Below are 225 nucleotides of genomic sequence, written 5' to 3'. Positions count from 1 at the left end.
ACGTTCCAGCAGGAACAGTAACAGTTCATTATGTGAATGAGACTGGAGAAGTTATTAAAGATCCAACAATGGATACGGAGAAATCACCAGTTGGTAAAACATACAATACAAATGAAAACGGAACTGAAATTCCGAAAGAAATCACTGGTAAAGATGGTCAAGAGTATGTGCTTGTAAAAGTTCAAGATGGTGACGAAGAAACTGGTAAAGTAGTTAAAGGTAATA

General features: G+C 36.0%; 1 protein-coding gene. It reads left to right on the top strand.

Features of this window, described 5'->3' with window-relative positions; all coding sequences use genetic code 11:
• Nucleotides 1–32: 32 nt before the first annotated feature.
• On the top strand, nt 33–225 hold a 193-nt coding region (locus tag TP70_RS06435), incomplete at its 3' end, for a hypothetical protein (protein WP_248783009.1).

Origin of the sequence: Staphylococcus microti, assembly GCF_000934465.1 — a bacterium.
GTDB classification, from domain to species: domain Bacteria; phylum Bacillota; class Bacilli; order Staphylococcales; family Staphylococcaceae; genus Staphylococcus; species Staphylococcus microti.
This window is presented reverse-complemented; position numbering and strand designations above follow the sequence as displayed.